Raw genomic sequence first — 19,047 nt, 5'->3', positions numbered from 1 at the left:
CCTGACCCGTTCGCGCCGGGGAGGATGCCACGCTGAAATGCCATGAGCTCCTCCAGAAACTCCTCGGCCCGCCGGATCGGCGGGCCGCGCTCGTCGCAGCCGCACCCCGACGCGGACGAAGCCGGGTTTCTGTCCCTCACCCCTGAGCGGTCCAGGGTGCTCATCGCCGTAGCGGGCCGCCCGTCCGCCTTCGGGCTGACCACCCTCGTCGTCCTCGTGCTCGCCACGCTCCTGGCGGCGGGCAGCGATCTGGACGGCGCCTCCGGCGCGATCGCCGCCTCCTGGTTGGGCGTGCACCAGGTTCCGCTGGTGATCGGCAAGACCTCGCTCGGCTTGCTTCCGCTGTTGCCGACCGCCCTGCTGGTCTGGCTGGCCGCGCGGGAATGCGCGCGCGCCGTGGAGCCGCAATGCACTCGAGCGGATCTCGGGTGGATCGTCGGCGCCGCGGTGGGCGGTCCGCTGCTGGTCACCATCGTCTGCCTCGCGGTCACCGAAGACGCTTCCGGTGTCATCGCGCTGCAACCGCCGAACACCCTCGCCGCCTTCGTGTGGGTCGCCGCGTTGTATCTGTTCGCCGCCGCCATCGGCATCGCCGTCCGTCTCCGGCGCGAGCTGTTCGTGCTGCTGCGGCTGCCCGATTGGGCGGTCTCCGGCCTCTACGGCGCGGGCCGGTCCGTCCTGCGCCTGCTGGGTTGCGCGAGCGCTGTGGTGGTGGTTTCGTTCCTCGCCCACATTTCGCGGTTCGGTGACATGTATCAGTCGGCGGGCAATGTCGGCGGCGTCCTCGGCCTGACGCTGCTCTCGCTGGCGTATCTGCCGAACCTGGTGATCCACACCGTCGGTGTGCTGGTCGGTTCCAGCGCGCAGATCGGCGTCGCCTCGTTCGGGGTGTTCTCCGTCGTCGGCGGACCGATACCGGCGTTTCCGTTGCTCGCGGCGGTGCCGACCGGTCCGGCGGCGGGTTGGTGGCCGGTGGTGCTGCTGATCCCCGCGGCGGTCGGCGTGCTCGGCGGGCTGGACATCGCGCGCACTTCCACCGACCGGATCAGCGCGCCGTGGGCCACGCTCGTCTCCGCCGCGCTCGCCGCGCTCGGGCTGACCGTGGCGGGCGCGGTCGCGGGCGGCGAACTCGGCGAGGTGGGCCGGGTCGGCCTGCACCTGCCGATCTTCGCCTCGGTCACGTTCGCCTGGCTGGCGATCCCCGGCTACGCGGGCCTGGTGTTCGCCCGCTGGTTCCTCGTGCCGGTCGGCGTCCCACCGGCGGACTACACCGATCCGTACGACGATTACCCCGACGACGACTACGACGACTACTACGAGACCGACGACTACTACGAGGACGACGACTACTACGACGACTACGACCGGCCCGAGCTGGAGGCCCCGCTGGACGCCGAACTCGTCGACGAGCCGCCCGCGATCGAGACCGTCGGTCGGTCTCACGACCACGCCGCGGGCGACATCGTCGACGCCGAAGTGGTCGAGGCGGACCTGCCGGATAGTGACCGGGTGGACGGTCGTTAGGCTCTAACCCGGCGGTGCCGATTCCGTCCGCTATCCGATCGATCAGGGAGTAGAGCGCTGACGTCCCCGTATGCCTCGTGGAAGCCCGTGACGACGCCGGCCACCGTCGTCGTCCTGGCGTCGGGCACCGGTTCGCTGCTGCACGCCCTGCTGGACGCCGCGGCCGCGCCCGGCTATCCGGCGAAGGTCGTCGCGGTCGGCGTCGACCGGCTGTGCGCGGCCACCACCCATGCGGACGCCGCGGGCGTACCGCATTTCCGGGTGGCGCTGAAGGACTTTCCGGACCGCGCCGCGTGGGATGCCGAGCTCACCGAGGCGGTCGCCGAGCACCAGCCGGATCTGGTGGTGTCGGCGGGCTTCATGAAGTTGCTCGGTCCCACTTTCCTGGACCGGTTCGGCGGACGGATCATCAACACCCACCCCGCCCTGCTGCCCGCGTTCCCCGGCGCGCACGGCGTGCGGGACGCGCTCGCCTACGGTGCGCGGGTCACCGGCTGCACCGTGCACCTGGTCGACGAGGGCGTGGACACCGGGCCGATCCTCGCGCAGGAGGCGGTGCCGGTGCTGCCGGGTGACGACGAGGCCACCCTGCACGAGCGCATCAAGATCGTCGAGCGACGGTTGCTGGCGGAGGTCGTCGCCGCCGTCGCGACGCGAGGCATTGTCTCCGATGGACGAAAGGCAGTTATCCCAGATGAGCGAGTTCTCCGGTGAGTGAACGCAAGCCGATCAGCAGGGCGCTGGTGAGCGTCTACGACAAGACGGGTCTCGTGGAGCTCGCGACCGGTCTGCACGCGGCGGGCATCGAGCTGGTCTCGACCGGGTCCACCGCGGGCAGGATCGCGGACGCGGGCATCCCGGTGACCAAGGTCGAGGACCTGACCGGGTTCCCGGAGACCCTCGACGGCCGGGTCAAAACCCTGCACCCGCGGGTGCACGCGGGCATCCTGGCGGACTCGCGCAAGCAGGAGCACGTCGATCAGCTGGTCGAGCTCGGTGTCGAGGCGTTCCAGCTGGTGGTGGTGAACCTCTACCCGTTCACGCAGACCGTGGCCAGTGGTGCGACGCCGGACGAGTGCGTGGAGCAGATCGATATCGGTGGCCCGTCCATGGTGCGCGCCGCGGCGAAGAACCACCCGTCGGTGGCGGTGGTCGTGGACAGCGGCGACTACGACGACGTGCTGGCCGCGGTGAAGTCCGGCGGCTTCACCTTGGCCGAACGCACAGCTCTGGCGGCCAAGGCTTTCCAGCACACCGCGAGTTATGACGTGGCGGTCGCGAGCTGGATGACCAACGTGCTGAGCGCGGGCGACGCGGCCGAGGACACGGCGGTCCGGTTCCCCGAGTGGCTCGGCGGCACCTGGGAGCGGTCGGCGGTGCTGCGTTACGGCGAGAACCCGCATCAGTCCGCGGCCCTGTACACCAACGGCGACGGCAGCCCTGGGCTGGCGCAGGCGCGGCAGTTGCACGGCAAGGAGATGTCGTACAACAACTACGTCGACGCCGACGCGGCCTGGCGCGCCGCCTACGACCACGAGGCTCCGGCCGTGGCGATCATCAAGCACGCCAACCCGTGCGGCATCGCGCTCGGCGCCGACATCGCGGAGGCGCACCGCAAGGCGCACGCCTGCGATCCGGTGAGCGCGTACGGCGGGGTGATCGCGGCGAACCGCGAGGTCACCGTGGAACTGGCCGAGCAGGTCGCCGAGATCTTCACCGAGGTGATCGTCGCGCCGTCCTACGCCGACGGCGCGGTGGAGGTGTTGCAGCGCAAGAAGAACGTGCGCATCCTCGTGGCCGAGCCGCCGACGCGCGCGGGCGCCGAACTGCGTCCGATCAGCGGCGGCGCCCTGCTGCAACAGCGTGACGTGCTGGACGCGCCGGGCGACGACCCGGCTCATTGGACCTTGGCCGCTGGCGAGGCCGCCGACGCGGAAACGCTCGCCGATCTGGCGTTCGCCTGGCGCGCTTGCCGGGCCGTGAAGTCCAACGCCATTCTGCTCGCGCACGACGGCGCTTCGGTCGGTGTCGGCATGGGCCAGGTCAACCGCGTGGACGCGGTGGGTCTCGCGGTCCAGCGGGCCGGGGACCGGGCCAAGGGGTCGGTGGCGGCCTCCGACGCCTACTTCCCGTTCCCGGACGGTCCGCAGACCTTGATCGCGGCCGGTGTCCGCGCCATCGTGCAGCCCGGCGGTTCGGTGCGCGACCGGGAGACCATCGACGTCGCCCGCGAGGCGGGCGTCACTCTCTATCTCACCGGGGCCCGCCACTTCGCCCACTGAGTTCGATGGTTCCGCGACGCCGCGTCGGATCGAGGATCCGGCGCGGCGTTCTTCGTTCGATTCCCGCCCGTATCGCGCGGTCGGGCAAGGGTTTCGGTGGTCCCCTCCGAGAACTGTGCTCGGGCGCATCAGGAGTCGTGCGAGGCGGCCCGTCGCAAGCCGGCAGCTATTCGGTTACGAGTGAACAGTGCTGGACCAGCCTGTCGTGCGCATCGAGCGCTAGACCGCGCTGAGCACCGTGCGGTTTCCGAGTGGCTCTTTCAGCGGTACCTCGAGGGTGCCGAAGATCGCGATCATCGCGCACATCCGGCCCACCGCCTCGGCGCGGCTGCCGGAGCGCAGTTCGACCGTGACCGTCGACGCGGTCTCGGTGACCGTCGCGTCCACGCCGTAGCACTCCGGCGAACCGGTTTCGAAGTTCACGGCTATCTTGTTGTCTCCCAATCGTGTCCACGATTGGAATGGGATCGGATGCGCGCCGACGATGGACGGGTCGGCGGTGAATTCGTTGCCCTGGTTCCCGCGCGGGTCCTCGGTGGGCGTGCGCGCCGCCGCGCTCGAAGAGGCGCTCGTGCTCGGCGTTTTCCCTTCGTCGTCCGAGCCGCCGCAGCCCGCGGCGGCAAGACAGGCGAGCACTACGGCGACAGCTGTGGCGGCGCGTCCGGCCTGGATCCGATCCATACCGACACCCTAGTCCCGGCGTCGGTTCACCTACCGCACAGCGGGTGCGTCGTGCACTGGGACGAACCCCACAGTGAACGTTCCGCGAACCCTGCGCGTAATAGCTCCCAAAGTCGTTCGGGGGCAGTAAGTTCTGCGGGGATGCGCGCCGGAGCCGTTGCGGCGCTCATCATGTCGGATGCTCTACCAGCTTTTTCCGGAAAGGAAGTATCGTGGTCGACACGCTGCGCGTAGGCGAAGAACTCGGGCGAGGGCAGTCCCTCCAGGGCGGGGCTTACACCCTCACCCTCCAGGACGACGGCAATCTAGTGCTGTCCGAGCCGGGCGGGAATGTCGTGTGGGCCACCCAGACGCACGACCAAGGCGTGGAGCGGGCCGTGCTGCAGCACGACGGCAACTTCGTCCTCTACAAGAGCGACGGCGCGGTCTGGGCGACGGAGACCAACGACCAGGCCGCCGATCGGCTGGTCGTGCAAGCGGATCGCAATGTCGTGCTGTACGGCACCGACGGCAGCGCGCTGTGGGCTTCCGGCACCGACACCGACACTCCGCTGCCCGCCCCGGAGCCGGAAGCGGAACCGGTGCAAGAGCAGGTCGCGACTCCCGCCGCCGAGGAGGTGCCGCCTCCGCCGCCCGCGCCGGAGCCGCGCACCTACACCGTCGAGCCGGGCGACACCCTGTGGGCCATCGCCGAGCGTTTCTACGGCGACGGCAACCGCTACCAGGAGATCGCGGACGCCAGTGGCATCCCGAACCCGGACGCGATCAACCCCGGCCAGGTCCTGACCATCCCGTGACCCGGCCGGTTCGGTAGCGACGACGACAAAGACCCCCGGTGCTCGCGCATCGGGGGTCTTTCCGGTTCGCTCGTGTCGCGGAGTGCGCCTAGCGGCTGGTGAACGGCAGCAGCGCCATCTCACGGGCGTTCTTCACCGCGACGGCGACCTGGCGCTGCTGCTGCGGGGTGAGCCCGGTGACCCGGCGGCTGCGGATCTTGCCGCGATCGGAGATGAACGTACGCAGCAGGTTCACGTCTTTGTAGTCGACCGTCTCGATGCCGGCGGCGATGAGCGGGTTCTTCTTCGGACGGCGGGCCTGCTCTGCGCGAACCTTCTTCGACGGTGCTCGCTTGACTGCCATATGACGAGTTCCTTCTCACGAGATCAGTGGTTGTCTACCAGCTCGATTTGTGCACACCGGGCAACTCGCCCCGGTGGGCCATCTCGCGCACACGCACACGGGAGAGTCCGAACTTCCGGAGGTGACCGCGCGGTCGTCCGTCGGCGGCGTCCCGATTGCGCAATCGTACCGGACTGGCGTCGCGCGGCTGCCGCCGCAGTTCGGCCTGGGCGGCCGTGCGTTCGGCCTCCGGTGTACCCGGCTTCCGGATGAGCTCCTCGAGTTCGGCGCGGCGGCCCGCGTATCGCGCCACGATCGTCCGGCGCTGCTGATCGCGCGCGATCTTCGACTTCTTGGCCATCTCAGCGCTCCTCACGGAAGTCGACGTGCCTGCGCACCACCGGATCGTATTTGCGCAGCACGAGGCGGTCGGGGTCGTTGCGGCGATTCTTGCGGGTCACGTAGGTGTACCCGGTGCCCGCCGTGGACTTCAGCTTGACGATCGGGCGGATGTCGGTCGATTTCGACGCCATGGGTCGCTCCTCAGATCTTGTCGCCACGGGCACGGAGCCGTGCCACCACGGCCTCGATCCCGTCCCGATCGATGGTCTTGATGCCCTTGGCGGAGACGGTCAGCGTGATGCGCCGGTCTTCGCTGGGCAGGTAGTAGGTCTTGCGCTGGACGTTCGGGTTCCAGCGGCGGCTGGTCCGCTTGTGCGAGTGCGACACGGACTTGCCGAATCCGGGCTTGCGCCCGGTGACCTGGCAATGGGCCGACATCCGGACTCCCTCCAGTAGATGATAATCATTTTCGACAACGACTGCTCGACAATGTACCGTTGCCGTACAGCAAATGAAAATCGTTACTGAAAGGGGTTCCCGGTGGCTGCGGATTCCACCCTGGTCCCACCCGGCCGCGACCGCAGAACGCCCGTGCTGGTGCTCGCCGGTTTCGCCGGACTCGCCGCGGCGGGCGTGGATCGCGCGGCCGCGGTGCTGGGTGCGGCCGCGGGCACCGTCGTGGTCCGCCACGATCTGACCCAGCTGCGGGAGGGCGTCGTGCGTCGCACGGTGCGCACCGCGACGCAGGAGACCTCGGCCGTGCTCGAGCTCGCGCACGGCTGTGTCTCCTGCACCCTGCGGATGGATCTGCTTCCGCTGCTGTGCACCCTTTCCCAGCGGCAGTCGGTGGATCGCATCGTGCTCGCGCTCGACCCCGCGTTCGAGGCCGAGGCGGTGTGCCGAGCCATCGAGCACGTAGTGGTCACCGGCGTGCACGGTCGCATCGACGGCCCGGCCGGGCGCGACGTCCGGGTGGACGCGGTCCTGACCTGCCTGGACGCCGGCGTCTGGCTCGCCGACGCGACCGGCGACGAGACGCTCGCCGAACGCGGTCTCGCGGCCGCCGAGGACGACCGGACGGTGGCGCAGGTCGCGGTCGGGCAGGTCGATTTCGCCGATGCCGTCCTCGTCCTCGGCGCCGCCGCGGACGGAGCGCTGCTCGTCGACGCGGCGGTCGAGCGAGGCAAGCTCGCCGCGGTCCTGGCCAGGCTGGTTCCCGGCGCGCCGATCGCCTGGGTGGACGAGCCGGGTTCCGTCACGCCCGCGCTGGTCGAAACGCTGCTCGCGCGCGTCCCCGCCGATTCGCGCCGTGGGCGGGTCTTCGACGCGCACGCACCGCTTCTGCGTGGCCGACCGCCCTTGACCAGTGACTACGGCATCGAACTCGTGGAGTTCGCCGCGGCGCGGCCGTTCCATCCCGCCCGCCTGCACGAGGCGCTCGACGTATTGTTCGACGGCGTCGTGACCGCGCGCGGCCGCCTGTGGCTGGCCACCCAGCCCGACGAGGTGGTGTGGCTCGAATCCGCTGGCGGTGGCCTGCGGGTGGGCGGTGCGGGGCGCTGGCTGGCCGCGATGCCGGAAGCGGAACGGGCCGAGGCGGACCCGGAGCGTCTCGCCATGGCCGCCCTGCGCTGGGACGAGCGATTCGGCGACCGGGACGTCTCGCTGTCGATCCTGGTCCACGACGCCGATCCGGCACAGATCCGGGAGGCGCTGCACTGGGCGCTGGTGGACGACGACGAACTGCGCCTGGTCGAGCGCGCGCCGGAGCGGGTTGCCCGGTGGGAGGACCCGTTCGGCGAGTGGCACGCCGATCCGTGCGCGAGTGACGGGGAGGCGCAGCAGCCCGTGCAGGACCTGAAAACCCCTAAAGGAGAGGCGAAATGAAGAAGGGCATCCATCCGGACTACCACCCGGTGGTCTTCGAGGACGTGAGCACCGGCAAGCGGTTTCTCACCCGGTCCACGGCAACCGGTACGCGCACCGTGGAGTGGGCCGACGGCAACACCTATCCGTTGCTGACGGTGGACGTCACCGCCGATTCGCACCCGTTCTGGACCGGTGCGCACCGCGTGCTGGACGCCCAGGGGCGGGTGGAGAAGTTCGAACGCAAATACGGCAAGCGCGTGCGGAAGGAGGCCTGAGATGGCGGTACCGAAGCGGAAGATGTCGCGGTCGAACACCCGTAGCCGCCGGTCGAACTGGAAGGCCGCACCGGTGGATCTGGTGGCGGTGACCGTCGGAGGCGTCGTGCGTCGGGTGCCGCGCAGGTTGGTCGCGGCCGTGCGGCGCGGCTTGATCGACGTCGAGAAACTCTGAGCGGTAGGCCCGCACGGAGATCGTAGGAGCTTCCGTGCCCGAGGCCCCGAGCGACGGCCGATTGCTCGACCGATGCCGACTTCGCCTCGAACGGGCCGGATGCTGGTCTACTGTCCGGAAACGGGCACGTCGGTGCCCTTCGGAAAAAAATTTCCGGTCGGTTATTGTCAGCGTAGCTATCTTCTAGCTATCAATGTGGCCCGCATCACGTCGCACTATTGCGCCAGAAGTGATTGCGGCTGGATAGCCAAACGCGGAATCCCGGACTATCGGTCGGTTTTCGGCCGAGGAAAAGTTCGCCGAAAATGATGCGCGCGCAGCCCGATACCGGTACCCTCGTCGTCGAGGGCGGGTTCTCTTGGTTTCCGAGAGAACCCGCTCATCGCCAATTTCGGGGCCGTTCAGCCGGTTTCGCTCGCCCCGTCACTCCCGCTCACCGAGCCGCGCGCGTTCGTCGATCGCGCCGGTGTGGGTTCGGTCTTTCGAGGTCAACGCCGTAGGCCCGGCGTCGCCGCCCGGTGCGCGCCGCTCGCCGTCGTGCCCGGGCAGGCCGGGAAAGTCCGGCAGCAGAGCCTCGAGGCGGGCCAGCTGTTCACCGACAAGCGCCGCGGGACCCTCGATCAGCGACAGCGGCCACGGCCAGTGTCGTCCGTTCCAGCGCTCCACCTGCTCGGTCAGCTCGGCCGTCGTCGCCTCCAGTTCGCTGATCTCGGTGCGCAATTCGCCTACTTGCGTTCGCAACTCGACGGATTCGCGCTCCAGCGCGGCTATTCGGGTCAGCGCCGCGGCCAGTCCGTCCACCAGCGTCCGATTCCGGCCGTCCGCGTCGGCGCCCAGCTGCGGCCAGCCGGACAAGTCGGGTCCGCGCAGCTGAATCTGGATGTCGCGCAGCACTGCCTCTTGTTCCGGCGTCACGTCCGGCTCCTCCTGTTCCACGAAATCCCACTGGCCGAAATCGATCGTCTCGGCCTCGTTCACGTCACAGCGCACGCCGCCGACCGTCACCTGGCGGCGCGTCTGATGAATGGCACGCCTGGTCTCCACGTTCGTGCCGGACCAGGCGTCGGTCTGCCACGCCCAGGTCGCGTACCCGGCGTCCAGTGCGCGGCTGACCACCCAATACCCGCCGTAGATACCGACGTTCGCGCGGCCGAGCACGGTCGCGGCACCGTCCAGATAGGCGTTGACGCGCAACTGGTCCTGTTGCGTCGCGTCGAAATCCGCGGAGAAATAGATCGGCCGGTCCACCCGGCCGCCGCAGCGCAGCACCTGGGCGAGGGCCGCACGCGCGTCGACGATGCCAGCGCCGTAGCCGTCCAGCATCCGCGCGGCCGTGGTCTCCCAGTTCGAGACGAGCGAGATACCATGCGCCCGCAGATCGTTCGCTTCGGACGGAGTGAGCAGCTTGCCGGGCAGACTCGGGCCGCCGTCGGACAGATACCGCACCACGAAGTCGTACCCTGCCGCCCGAATCGCCGCGCCCCCTGGACGACCCGCGGCGTAATCGAGACCGAAACGCATGGCTTCCACTGTAAGTGGGCCGGGCGGGTGAATCCGTGGCATCGCCGAATCCAGCCCGCCCACGGGGATCGGTCAGCGAAAAACGGTCGATCCGCCCCGAATCGCGCCGCGAAACCGGATCAGCGGGCTGGCTCCAGCTTCGGCCTGCGCGGCTTCGGTGGTGCGGCCAACTCGCGGCGATCCGGTGCGATCAGCACCGCGGAGATCGGCACGGTCAGCGCGAGCAAGCCGATGACGAACATCGGGAACACGAAGTCGAACAGCTCCACGCCGTCGGGCACCTTCGCCGACCGATTGACGTCGAAATGCAACGCGGCCACCGCCGTGTAGTAGGTGGCGGCCACGCCGACGCCGAACAACAGCACCGTCGCGGCGCGGGCCATCGGGAAGCGCAAGGTCTGGAACAGCCACAACGTCGCCGTCGCGGTGATCACCCCGATCACGGCGGAGACGACGGCCAGCCAGGTCGTCACGCCCACCGAACCCTGGATCTCCAGTGAGCCGATGCCGAGGTAGTGCGTGACGCCGATGCCGAGGCCAAGTACCAAGCCGCCGGGCAGCAGCAGCGCGAGCCGGGGCGTGCGCCCGATGATCAGCAGTGCCGCGAAGACGGCCACGATGGACACCACCAGCGCCGCGACCAGCCTGCCCGGGTCGTAACGCATCGCGCTGCCGGGCACTTTCAGGCCCAGCATGGCCACCGAGGTGGCCAGCCACGCACCGACGCCGCCCAGCGATATCGCCGCCGAAACCAGCCACACCAGCCGGAACTGGACCGAGCGCGCGCCGTGCACGATGCAGGCGAGGCCGACCACCGCGCCGAGGACGGAAATGCCCACCGACAGCCCGACCAGCCAATAGCCGAGCGCGAACTGGTCGACGGACGTGGTGGCGGCACTACCCGCGGCCAGCACCGCGACCTCACGCATGGCGGGCCGTTCCTTCCAGTTCGCTGGCCTTCAGCTGGGCGATCGCGTACTCGGTGACCGCGGCGAGCGCCTGGCGCACCTCGATCGCGTTGCGCGCGTCGATGTCCACGATCGGGACGCCCTCGCGCACCGAGAGCGCCTCGCGCAGTTCCGCGATGGGGAAACGCGGTGCGTCGGGGAAGCGGTTGACCGCGATCAGGAACGGCAGCTTGCGCGCCTCGAAGAAGTCGACCGCGGCGAAGCTGTCCTCCAGCCGCCTGGTGTCGATCAGCACCACGGCGCCGATCGCGCCGCGGATCAGGTCGTCCCACATGAACCAGAACCGCCGCTGGCCCGGCGTGCCGAACAGGTAGAGCACCAGGTTGCCGGGCAGGATGATCCGGCCGAAGTCCATGGCGACCGTGGTGGTCTCCTTCTCCGGCGTCTCGGCGAGATCATCGATGCCGTCGGAGTAGCGGGTCACCATCGCCTCGGTGCGCAGCGGAACGATTTCCGAGACCGCGCCGACGAACGTGGTCTTGCCCGCGCCGAAGCCACCCGCGACGACGATCTTCGTCGAGGCGACCCGGTTCTCGAAGCCATCCGGGCCGGGGGCGTTGCCCGATCCGAGATTTCCACTTGGCCCGGGGTGTCCACTGGGCCCCGGATTCCTATAGGGCGCGGAGTCCACGCAATGTCCTTTCCATCAGGGAACGGCGCTCGTCATAGCTCGCCTCTTCGGTCAGGGTCGAATGCACGCGCATGGTGCCGTCGACGACCAGGTCGCCGATCACCACACGGACCATGCCGAGCGGCCGGTCCAGATGTGCCGCGATCTCCGCGACCGACAACCGATGCGTGCCGAGTCGCAGTATCTCGGTACGGATGTCGCCGGTCGGCCAGTCGAGATGTGCAGTGTACGACAAGGTTTCGATGACCGCCTCCAACGGCAGGTCGATCGCGGGTTCGGTGCGCCCCGAGGTCAGGGCGTAAGGCCGGACGCGCGTGGTGGGTCGTGGTCCGGGACCGTATGGGTTGGACATCTCACGCTCAGACAGCGGTGCGCGCGGTGGCGGTGACCACCGAGCCCACCCGATCGACCAGCAGTGCCATCTCGTAGCCGATCCGGCCGATGTCGTGCGTCTTGTTCGCCAGCACGGCCAGATGCGAGCCGTTTCCGACGCTCATCACCAGCAGGTAGCCGCGCTGCATCTCCACGATGGACTGCATCACCTTGCCGCCGTCGAACAGCGACGCCGCGCCCATGGAAAGGCTGGCGAGTCCGGCGGTGACGGCGGAGAGCTGTTCGGCACGGTCGCTGGGCAGGTGCGGACTGGTGGCCTGCAACAAGCCGTCCGCCGATACGAGCACCGCATGGGACACGCCGGGCACATCGCGGGTGAAGCGGGCGACCAGCCAGTTCAGATTCTCGTCCGTGGTGCTGTTTTTCGCGTTGGTCATGCAAGCCCTCCGTCGTTGTACTGCGCATTGGCCCGCCCGCTGCGGACCCCACTGAGATGCCTGGTCAAATTGTTGCGGATTTCTTCCGGATCGCGCGGGCCCGCGTCGTCCGCGGGCGCCAGGCCGCCGGGCACCAACTGGGCGCCCGGCCTGCGAATCGGCAGCCCGCCGACAGTGCGCGCGGTGGTGGTCGGATGGCTGGCATCCTCGGCGGCCAGCCAGCCCGCGTCACCAGGCGAGGACCACGAGCTTTCCGGCGATTGCGAGGTCGAGGGCTCGACCAGCCATTCCGAGACCATGCGTTGATAGATAGGGGTCGGGGAGGCGCCCGCGACCGGCTGCAACCGGGAGGAAGTCACCGTCGCGGGTTCCGGCGCCGCCTCCTGCGGTGGCTCGACGGGCGCGGCCGGCTTCCGGATGGGCAGACCGGAGCGGGCGGTGGTCTGCGGCGCGGGCGGCTGGCTCGGCACGGTGGGTGTGGGACCGGTCGCCGGCTCGTCGTCCTTGACCTCGGTCCACAGATCGGTGCGGGTGGGCTGCTGCTCGACGGCGTGCTCTCCCGCGGTGGGCGTCACCGCGGCGAACGGACCGGTGGGTGTGCGGTCGTCCGCGCGCGGCGTGAGCACCGGCCACGGCTGGGTGGCGGGCTGATCCGCCGGGTTGACCGCTCGCCCGACCGGTGTGGAGACCGTGGGCTGGTCGGGAGTGTCGGCGACGCGGATGGCCGGACGGCGCTGCGGCAGGCCGGAACTCGTCACGCCGAAACGCGCGGTGTCGCGCTGGGGCAGGCTCGGCACCGGAACCAGGTTGCGCGGCTGCGCGCCGGTGGGCGGCGTGACCAGGGAGGGCAGCTGGTGCTCGGCGGTGATATCGAGCGGCTTGCCCGCCGGATCGGTGACGTCCATCGGCGGCGCGACCAGCGCGCCGGGTAGGTGCACGCTTGCGGTGATGCCCGGCTGCTGCGCCATCGTGGACGTGCGGCGCAGGCTGACCGTGATGGTGTGCCGCTTGGCCAGGCGGCCCACGACGAACAGGCCCATGCGGCGCGCGGTCTCGACGGTGACCTCACCACCGGAGGCGAGCCGGTCGTTGGTCGTCTGCAGGTCTTCCAGGGACATGCCGAGGCCGCGGTCGGTGATCTCGATCAGGTAGCCGCCGTCCACCGCGCGCGAAACCATCACGGTGACCGGCGTGGTCGGCGGCGAGTACCGCAGCGCGTTGTCGATCAACTCGGCGAGCAGGTGCTCGATGTCGACGGCCGGCTCGCCCGCGACGATGCCGTCGGGCACCGCGCCGATCTCGACGCGCTGGTAGTCCTCCACCTGGGAAACCGCGCTCCACAGCATGTCCGACAGCGGCACCGGGTGCAGCTGGCCGCGGCGCAAGGCGGTACCGGCGAGCACCAGCAGGTTGTCGCCGTTACGGCGCATGCGGGTGGCCAGGTGGTCGAGGCGGAACAGGCTCTGCAACCGGTCGGTGTCGTCCTCGTCGTGCTCGAGATCCTCGATCAGCGCCAGCTGCTGCTCGACCAGCGATTGGCTGCGGCGCGAGAGGGTCTCGAACATGTTCCCGATCTGCAGGCGCAGCCGGGCCTGGTCGGCGGCGAGGTTGAGCGCCTGCTCGTGGATCTCGTCCACGGCGCGGGCCAGCTGGCCGATCTCGTCGGTGGAGTGCACCGCGACCGGGGTGATCTCGGGCGTGGTGCCGCCCGCGCGCACCACGGCGAGTTCGTCGGGCAGCTTGATGTGCGCGACCTCGAGCGCGTCCCGCCGCAGGCGGCGGACCGGGACGACCAGGGTACGAGCGACCGAGAGCGCCAGGGCGAGACCGGCGAGCAGCATGCCGATGACGATCGTCGTCTCGCGCAGCGCACCGGCCTGCGCTTCGGTGGTGCGCGCGGCCAAGGCGCTGTCGATGGTGTCGATCAGCTGCGCGGTGGTCTTCTCATAGGTGTCCGAGCTGATCAGCAGCGAATCGACGACGGCGGGATTGGTCGCCGGATCGGCGGCGTTCTGGCTGAAGGTGCCGAGACGCGTCTGCACCGCGTCCAGCAGCGGGCGCATGTTGCCCGCGTAGTCCGGCAGGATCTGCGCGTACTGGTAGATCATCGTGATCTCGGCGCCCGCGGCGACCAGCACGCGGGGCCGCACGCTCGGGTTGCGGCCCGCGTCCGGCGAGCCGATCAGCATGCGCTGCTGGGTGAGCACGCGCCGCGCGGTCTGCACCGAAGCCAGCTGCAGGAAGTACCGCTGGATGACCAGGTCGTCCACCGACGGCGAGAGCGCGAGCGCGTTGCCGATGCGGACCATGATCTCGTCGGACTGCTCGCCGACCATGGCGGGTGAGCCGTTGCGCAGGCTGTTGCGCATCGTGGTGCCGGTGGCGATGGCCGAGGCGAGTTCGGAGGTGACCCGGCCGCTGACCTTGGTGGTCTGCAAGGCGGCTTCCAGTTCGGCCAGTGCCTGGTCGAACTTCGTCAGCGCGGCGTCGGTCTGCGGGTCCGCGGCGTTGCCCCAGGTGGCGGTCGCGGTGACGCCGAGTTGCTCGGTGGCCGAACCGAACTTGACGATCGGCCGGATGATGATGGCTTGTTCGGTCGCCGCGTCCAACTGCGACATGGTGCGCAGTTCGTTGTTGATTCGGAGCACGGCGAAGACCGTCGCCAGCAGCACCGGAAGCACCAGCACCACGCCAACCTTGCGGGTGACCGACCAGTTCGACAGGCTGAATTGCCAGGACCGCGGTGCAGCTTCCATCCGCTTCCGTCGCCTCCGCTTCACCAGTGACCTCGGGCGCGCGTGGCTGTTCGGTATTGATTCAACCCGCAAAGAACCAACTAGAGGTCTTCTTTTTACCGCACGGAACATACCGTGCAGAGTGGTCATCGGCAATCCGGGGGAGCCGCCGCGCAAATTACCGAATATGGCTATAGAGAACGAGTTTCGCGGTGGAATGCGTAAGGGACGCGTCAACTTCTCCGCGGGGCCGTGGAAGACCCTGGTCACCCCCGGTTGACGGGTGCGACGCGCCGTGGCGTGTCGTGGCTGCTCACCACGGCGTGTCGGGAGCGCCCTCTCAGTTACCTCTCAGTCGGTGCGGTCAAACTGGTGGCATGCGCATTCTGGTGGTCGATGACGATCGGGCGGTCCGGGAATCGCTGCGCCGGTCGCTCACCTTCAACGGCTACTCCGTCGATCTCGCGGTGGACGGTGTGGACGCGCTGGAGAAGGCAACTGTCCAGCGACCCGACGCGCTCGTCCTGGACGTGATGATGCCCCGGTTGGACGGGCTCGAGGTCTGCCGCCGTCTCCGGAGCACGGGCGATGATTTGCCGATACTGGTTCTCACCGCGCGGGATTCGGTATCGGAGCGGGTCGCCGGGCTCGATGCCGGGGCGGACGACTATTTGCCGAAGCCGTTCGCGCTGGAGGAACTGCTGGCCAGGTTGCGCGCGCTGTTGCGGCGCACGGCCGCGGGCCCGGGGGACGCGTCGGAGGCGATGAAGTTCGCCGACCTGTCGCTGGATCCGGTGACCCGCGAGGTGTCCCGCGGCGCCAGGCAGATCAGTCTCACTCGTACCGAGTTCTCACTGCTGGAAATGCTGATGGCGAACCCGCGCCGCGTCCTCACCCGTAGCCGCATTCTCGAGGAAGTCTGGGGCTACGATTTCCCGACCTCGGGAAACGCGCTCGAGGTCTACATCGGTTATCTGCGCCGCAAAACCGAGGCCGAGGGCGAGCCGCGGCTGATCCACACGGTGCGCGGCGTCGGCTATGTGCTGCGTGAAACGCCGCCGTAGGTCCTCGGTCATGGCACGAACACCTCCCAAGCGTCCCGCCGTCGCCGCACTCGGCCAGCGTCCGTCCGAGTCCGTGGACATGCGGCCGCCCATGCCGTTGACGCGGTCGGTCTCTCTGCGGTGGCGGGTGACGCTGCTGGCCGCCTCCGTGGTGGCGATCGCGGTGGCGGTCACCTCGATCGCGGCGTACGCGCTGGTGGCGCGCGCGTTGTACGCCGACGTGGACGCCCAGTTGCGCAGCCGGTCCACGGCGGTGATCGCCAGCAACCCGTACGGGTTCAACAACCTGAATCTGATGGTCGCCGCCGCCTTCTACGACGACACCGGCATCGCGCTGATCTATCCCGATCTGCGGCGCTGGCTGCCGCCGCAGTCCACCGATCCGCCGGTGGGGCCGCAGGAGGTGGCCGTGGCCCGCGGGGAACGCAGTTCGTCGCTGCGCACCGACGGCGATCAGCGCGTGCTCGCGGTCTATACCAACTCCGGTGCGACGCTGGTCATCTCCCAGCGCCTGGACCGCACCAGGGAGGTGCTCGACCGGCTCGCCTGGCTGTTGTTCGTGGTCGGCGGCTGCGGCGTCATACTGGCCGCCGCGGCGGGCACGGCGGTCGGCCGCACGGGCCTGCGGCCCATCGCGCGGCTGACGGCGGCCACCGAGCGCATCGCCCGGACCGACGACCTGACCCCGATCCCGGTGACCGGTGACGACGAACTGGCAAGGCTCACAGAGAGTTTCAACACGATGCTGCGCGCGCTCACGGAGTCGCGCGACCGGCAGCGCAGGCTCGTCGCCGACGCCGGGCACGAGCTGCGCACGCCGCTGACGTCCCTGCGGACCAACATGGAACTGCTCATCGCGTCGAGCCGTCCCGGCGCTCCGCGCATCCCGGACGAGGACATGGCCGGACTGCGCGCCGACGTGATGGCGCAGATCGAGGAGTTGTCCACGCTCGTGGGCGACCTGGTCGATCTCGCGCGGGAGGACGCGCCGGAGACCGTCTACGAGCGCGTGGATCTGGGCGAGGTCGTGGAACGCGCGCTCGAGCGCGCCCGCCGTCGCCGCACCGGCATCGAGTTCATCGCCGACCTACGGCCGTGGTTCGTCTACGGGCACGAGGCGGGCTTGGAGCGTGCGGTGCTGAACGTGCTCGACAACGCGGCCAAGTGGAGCCCGGCGGGCGCGCAGGTGCGCATTCTGATGCGGGAGAGCGGCCCGGGGTTGCTGGAGCTGTCCATCGACGACGCCGGTCCCGGTATTCCGGCGGGGGAACGCGAGCTGGTGTTCGAGCGTTTCTATCGGGTCATGTCGTCGCGATCGATGCCGGGCTCGGGCCTCGGCCTGGCGATCGTCAAACAGGTGGTGACGAAACACGGCGGTACGATCGCCATTGATACCTCGCAACGCGGCGGCGCCGTCGTTCGCATCGTGTTGCCCGGCGAGCCGGGCGCGCCGGTATCCGATTGACGCAATAGCGAGCGGCGGAACTCCATTTCCGACACAATCTCGAGTTCTGTGCGGAATATTCGTCGTCGGTGAGGTATTTCGGACAATGCTCCGATTGGTTTGCGGCAGGATTTGAGACATCAAGTTGCTGGTGATTCTATTTAGCACCGGCTCCTTGGCAGCTCTCGGAAAACTGAAAGCGCGGTCTCAGTCCGCTCTCAGTCCCCGCGGCCAACCTGGACGAGACGTGAGCAGAAACGAGGAGTCCATGACCGAGGATTCGAAGGATCGCCGGGAGCCGGCAGCGCCGGACGCGAGCGCGTTCGGGCCGGGGGAGGCGCACGCCCCCGGTTACGGCCCGCAGACAGCGCAGCATCCCACCGCGCAGTTCCCTCCGCAGCACCATCCGGCCGCGCCGTTCCCCGGGTATCCGGCGTCCTTCGGTCCACCGGCCGACGCCACGCAACCGCACGGCCCCTACGGCGCGCCGCCCGCACCGGCCCGGCGTCCGTTCCGCGCGGGCCTCGCCGCGGGCGCGGTCGCGCTCGCGCTGGTCAGCGGCGGTATCGGCGGTGCGGTCGGTGCGCTGGTCACGCACGGCGACGACGGTCGGGCACCGGTGACCAACGCGCTGGACGCTCCGAAGCCGAACGTGAGCAACGCCGTGAACGCTCCGGCCGGTTCCACCCAGGCGGTCGCGCAGAAGGTGCTGCCCAGCGTCGTGATGATCAAGGTGGCCAGCAGTAAGGCCGAGGGGGAGGGTTCCGGGGTGATCCTGTCCTCCGACGGCCTGATCCTGACCAACAACCACGTCGCCGCGGGCGGCGGGCCCAGCGCCAAGATGGAGGTCGTGTTCTCCGACGGCAGCAGTGCGCCCGCCACGCTGGTCGGCGCCGATCCGGTTTCCGACCTGGCCGTCATCAAGGTATCCGGGAAGACCGGCCTCACTCCCATCGAGCTGGGTGGCTCGGCGAATCTGCAAGTCGGCCAGCCGGTCGTCGCGATCGGGTCGCCGCTCGGCCTTGCGGGCACGGTCACCACGGGCATCGTGTCGGCGCTGAACCGGCCCGTCATGACCACCGGCGACGGAAGCGAGGCGGGCGCCGCGGTCAGCCCGGTGATCGACGCCATCCAGACCGATGCCGCGATCAACCCGGGCAACTCGGGTGGCGCGCTGGTGGACGGCAGCGGCAAGCTGATCGGCATCAACACCGCCATCGCGACGCTCGGGCCCGCCGAGACGGCGGGCGGCCAGACCGGATCGATCGGACTCGGGTTCGCGATCCCCGTCGATCAGGCGCGCCGGGTGGCCGACGAACTGATCAAGACCGGCAAGGCCACCTACGCGCAGATCGGGATCACGGTGTCGCGGCAGCAGGACCCGGCACAGCAGGTTTCCGGCGCGAAGGTTCGCGACGTCACGGCGGACGGCCCCGCCGCGCGCGCGAGCATCCCGCCGGGGGCGGTCGTGACGAAGGTCGACGACCGCCCGATCGATTCCGGGAACGCGCTCGTCGCCGCGGTGCGCTCGCATCAACCGGGAGACAAGGTGAAAGTCACCTACACCGATGATCAAGGCAACAATGCCAAGACCGTCGAGGTGACCCTCTCCGGCGCGCCGGCGGACGGCGGCCGGTGATGCGCGCG

General features: G+C 69.4%; 21 protein-coding genes. 10 read left to right on the top strand and 11 right to left on the bottom strand.

Annotated elements, in window-relative coordinates; genetic code table 11:
• Window positions 1–42 precede the first annotated feature (42 nt).
• The 3 genes from ACWESM_RS05045 to purH all read left to right on the top strand — a co-directional run bounded on the left by ACWESM_RS05045 (window position 43) and on the right by purH (window position 3,806).
• The gene (locus tag ACWESM_RS05045; protein ID WP_397278552.1) at window positions 43–1,524 is read left to right on the top strand and encodes a cell division protein PerM; all 1,482 of its coding nucleotides are present in this window, start codon (window positions 43–45) and stop codon (window positions 1,522–1,524) included.
• An 87-nt stretch (window positions 1,525–1,611) separates the two neighbouring features.
• On the top strand, window positions 1,612–2,238 hold the full coding sequence (purN, locus tag ACWESM_RS05040) for a phosphoribosylglycinamide formyltransferase (RefSeq protein ID WP_355074644.1): 627 nt from the start codon (window positions 1,612–1,614) through the stop codon (window positions 2,236–2,238).
• Window positions 2,235–3,806, top strand: coding sequence for a bifunctional phosphoribosylaminoimidazolecarboxamide formyltransferase/IMP cyclohydrolase (purH, locus tag ACWESM_RS05035; RefSeq protein ID WP_364428783.1), 1,572 nt, complete (start codon window positions 2,235–2,237; stop codon window positions 3,804–3,806). The genes purN and purH overlap by 4 nt, the downstream gene beginning before the upstream one ends.
• 219 nt (window positions 3,807–4,025) lie before the next feature.
• Here purH and ACWESM_RS05030 read toward each other — a convergent pair whose 3' ends face one another.
• Complete coding sequence (locus ACWESM_RS05030; protein WP_356963830.1) at window positions 4,026–4,487, bottom strand: hypothetical protein; 462 nt, start codon at window positions 4,485–4,487, stop codon at window positions 4,026–4,028.
• A gap of 212 nt (window positions 4,488–4,699) precedes the next feature.
• Between ACWESM_RS05030 and ACWESM_RS05025 the strand changes: the two genes are divergently transcribed.
• Window positions 4,700–5,284: a LysM peptidoglycan-binding domain-containing protein gene (locus ACWESM_RS05025; protein WP_355074638.1), complete on the top strand. Its 585-nt coding sequence runs from the start codon at window positions 4,700–4,702 to the stop codon at window positions 5,282–5,284.
• 88 nt (window positions 5,285–5,372) lie between these two features.
• On the opposite strand, the gene rpsR is transcribed toward ACWESM_RS05025, so the two are convergent.
• The 4 genes from rpsR to rpmB are packed head-to-tail and all read right to left on the bottom strand — an operon-like array spanning window position 5,373 to window position 6,386.
• A complete protein-coding gene (rpsR, locus tag ACWESM_RS05020) occupies window positions 5,373–5,627 on the bottom strand; it encodes a 30S ribosomal protein S18 (RefSeq protein ID WP_011211513.1) in 255 nt (84 codons plus the stop codon).
• Between the two features lie 34 nt (window positions 5,628–5,661).
• Window positions 5,662–5,967 (bottom strand): 30S ribosomal protein S14, encoded by a 306-nt coding sequence (gene rpsN / locus ACWESM_RS05015; RefSeq protein WP_364428788.1) that lies wholly within the window; start codon window positions 5,965–5,967, stop codon window positions 5,662–5,664.
• 1 nt (window position 5,968) lies between these two features.
• On the bottom strand, window positions 5,969–6,139 hold the full coding sequence (gene rpmG / locus ACWESM_RS05010; protein WP_327110225.1) for a 50S ribosomal protein L33: 171 nt from the start codon (window positions 6,137–6,139) through the stop codon (window positions 5,969–5,971).
• Window positions 6,140–6,149: 10 nt separating this feature from the next.
• A complete protein-coding gene (rpmB, locus tag ACWESM_RS05005) occupies window positions 6,150–6,386 on the bottom strand; it encodes a 50S ribosomal protein L28 (RefSeq protein WP_379250752.1) in 237 nt (78 codons plus the stop codon).
• Window positions 6,387–6,488: 102 nt separating this feature from the next.
• On the opposite strand from rpmB, the gene mrf reads away from it, so the two are divergent.
• Genes mrf through rpmF form a run of 3 tightly spaced genes read left to right on the top strand, consistent with a single transcriptional unit; the run spans window position 6,489 to window position 8,267 of the window.
• On the top strand, window positions 6,489–7,835 hold the full coding sequence (gene mrf, locus ACWESM_RS05000) for a ribosome hibernation factor-recruiting GTPase MRF (RefSeq protein WP_452490982.1): 1,347 nt from the start codon (window positions 6,489–6,491) through the stop codon (window positions 7,833–7,835).
• The gene (locus ACWESM_RS04995) at window positions 7,832–8,092 is read left to right on the top strand and encodes a type B 50S ribosomal protein L31 (RefSeq protein ID WP_356963833.1); all 261 of its coding nucleotides are present in this window, start codon (window positions 7,832–7,834) and stop codon (window positions 8,090–8,092) included. Before mrf ends, ACWESM_RS04995 begins: the two co-directional genes overlap by 4 nt.
• 1 nt (window position 8,093) lies before the next feature.
• Window positions 8,094–8,267 (top strand): 50S ribosomal protein L32, encoded by a 174-nt coding sequence (gene rpmF, locus ACWESM_RS04990; protein ID WP_355074628.1) that lies wholly within the window; start codon window positions 8,094–8,096, stop codon window positions 8,265–8,267.
• 423 nt (window positions 8,268–8,690) lie between these two features.
• Here the strand turns inward: rpmF and ACWESM_RS04985 are convergent, their stop codons facing one another.
• The 6 genes from ACWESM_RS04985 to ACWESM_RS04960 form a co-directional block, all read right to left on the bottom strand.
• The gene (locus tag ACWESM_RS04985; RefSeq protein ID WP_355074626.1) at window positions 8,691–9,788 is read right to left on the bottom strand and encodes a glycoside hydrolase domain-containing protein; all 1,098 of its coding nucleotides are present in this window, start codon (window positions 9,786–9,788) and stop codon (window positions 8,691–8,693) included.
• Between the two features lie 119 nt (window positions 9,789–9,907).
• Window positions 9,908–10,717, bottom strand: coding sequence for an MHYT domain-containing protein (locus ACWESM_RS04980; protein ID WP_355074624.1), 810 nt, complete (start codon window positions 10,715–10,717; stop codon window positions 9,908–9,910).
• A complete protein-coding gene (locus ACWESM_RS04975; protein ID WP_039801302.1) occupies window positions 10,710–11,267 on the bottom strand; it encodes a GTP-binding protein in 558 nt (185 codons plus the stop codon). The genes ACWESM_RS04980 and ACWESM_RS04975 overlap by 8 nt, the downstream gene beginning before the upstream one ends.
• A 100-nt stretch (window positions 11,268–11,367) precedes the next feature.
• Complete coding sequence (locus tag ACWESM_RS04970) at window positions 11,368–11,739, bottom strand: DUF742 domain-containing protein (RefSeq protein ID WP_040782732.1); 372 nt, start codon at window positions 11,737–11,739, stop codon at window positions 11,368–11,370.
• A gap of 7 nt (window positions 11,740–11,746) precedes the next feature.
• Window positions 11,747–12,157 (bottom strand): roadblock/LC7 domain-containing protein, encoded by a 411-nt coding sequence (locus ACWESM_RS04965; protein ID WP_355074622.1) that lies wholly within the window; start codon window positions 12,155–12,157, stop codon window positions 11,747–11,749.
• A complete protein-coding gene (locus tag ACWESM_RS04960; protein ID WP_397278545.1) occupies window positions 12,154–14,913 on the bottom strand; it encodes a sensor histidine kinase in 2,760 nt (919 codons plus the stop codon). The genes ACWESM_RS04965 and ACWESM_RS04960 overlap by 4 nt, the downstream gene beginning before the upstream one ends.
• Before the next feature lie 356 nt (window positions 14,914–15,269).
• Between ACWESM_RS04960 and ACWESM_RS04955 the strand changes: the two genes are divergently transcribed.
• The 3 genes from ACWESM_RS04955 to ACWESM_RS04945 all read left to right on the top strand — a co-directional run bounded on the left by ACWESM_RS04955 (window position 15,270) and on the right by ACWESM_RS04945 (window position 19,039).
• Window positions 15,270–15,956: a response regulator transcription factor gene (locus ACWESM_RS04955; protein ID WP_355074618.1), complete on the top strand. Its 687-nt coding sequence runs from the start codon at window positions 15,270–15,272 to the stop codon at window positions 15,954–15,956.
• Between the two features lie 79 nt (window positions 15,957–16,035).
• Complete coding sequence (locus ACWESM_RS04950) at window positions 16,036–17,421, top strand: HAMP domain-containing sensor histidine kinase (protein ID WP_355075036.1); 1,386 nt, start codon at window positions 16,036–16,038, stop codon at window positions 17,419–17,421.
• Between the two features lie 247 nt (window positions 17,422–17,668).
• On the top strand, window positions 17,669–19,039 hold the full coding sequence (locus tag ACWESM_RS04945) for a trypsin-like peptidase domain-containing protein (protein ID WP_452490981.1): 1,371 nt from the start codon (window positions 17,669–17,671) through the stop codon (window positions 19,037–19,039).
• The last annotated feature ends 8 nt before the right edge of the window (window positions 19,040–19,047 follow it).

The sequence above is a fragment of the Nocardia sp. NPDC003999 genome (assembly GCF_053604885.1).
This window is presented reverse-complemented; position numbering and strand designations above follow the sequence as displayed.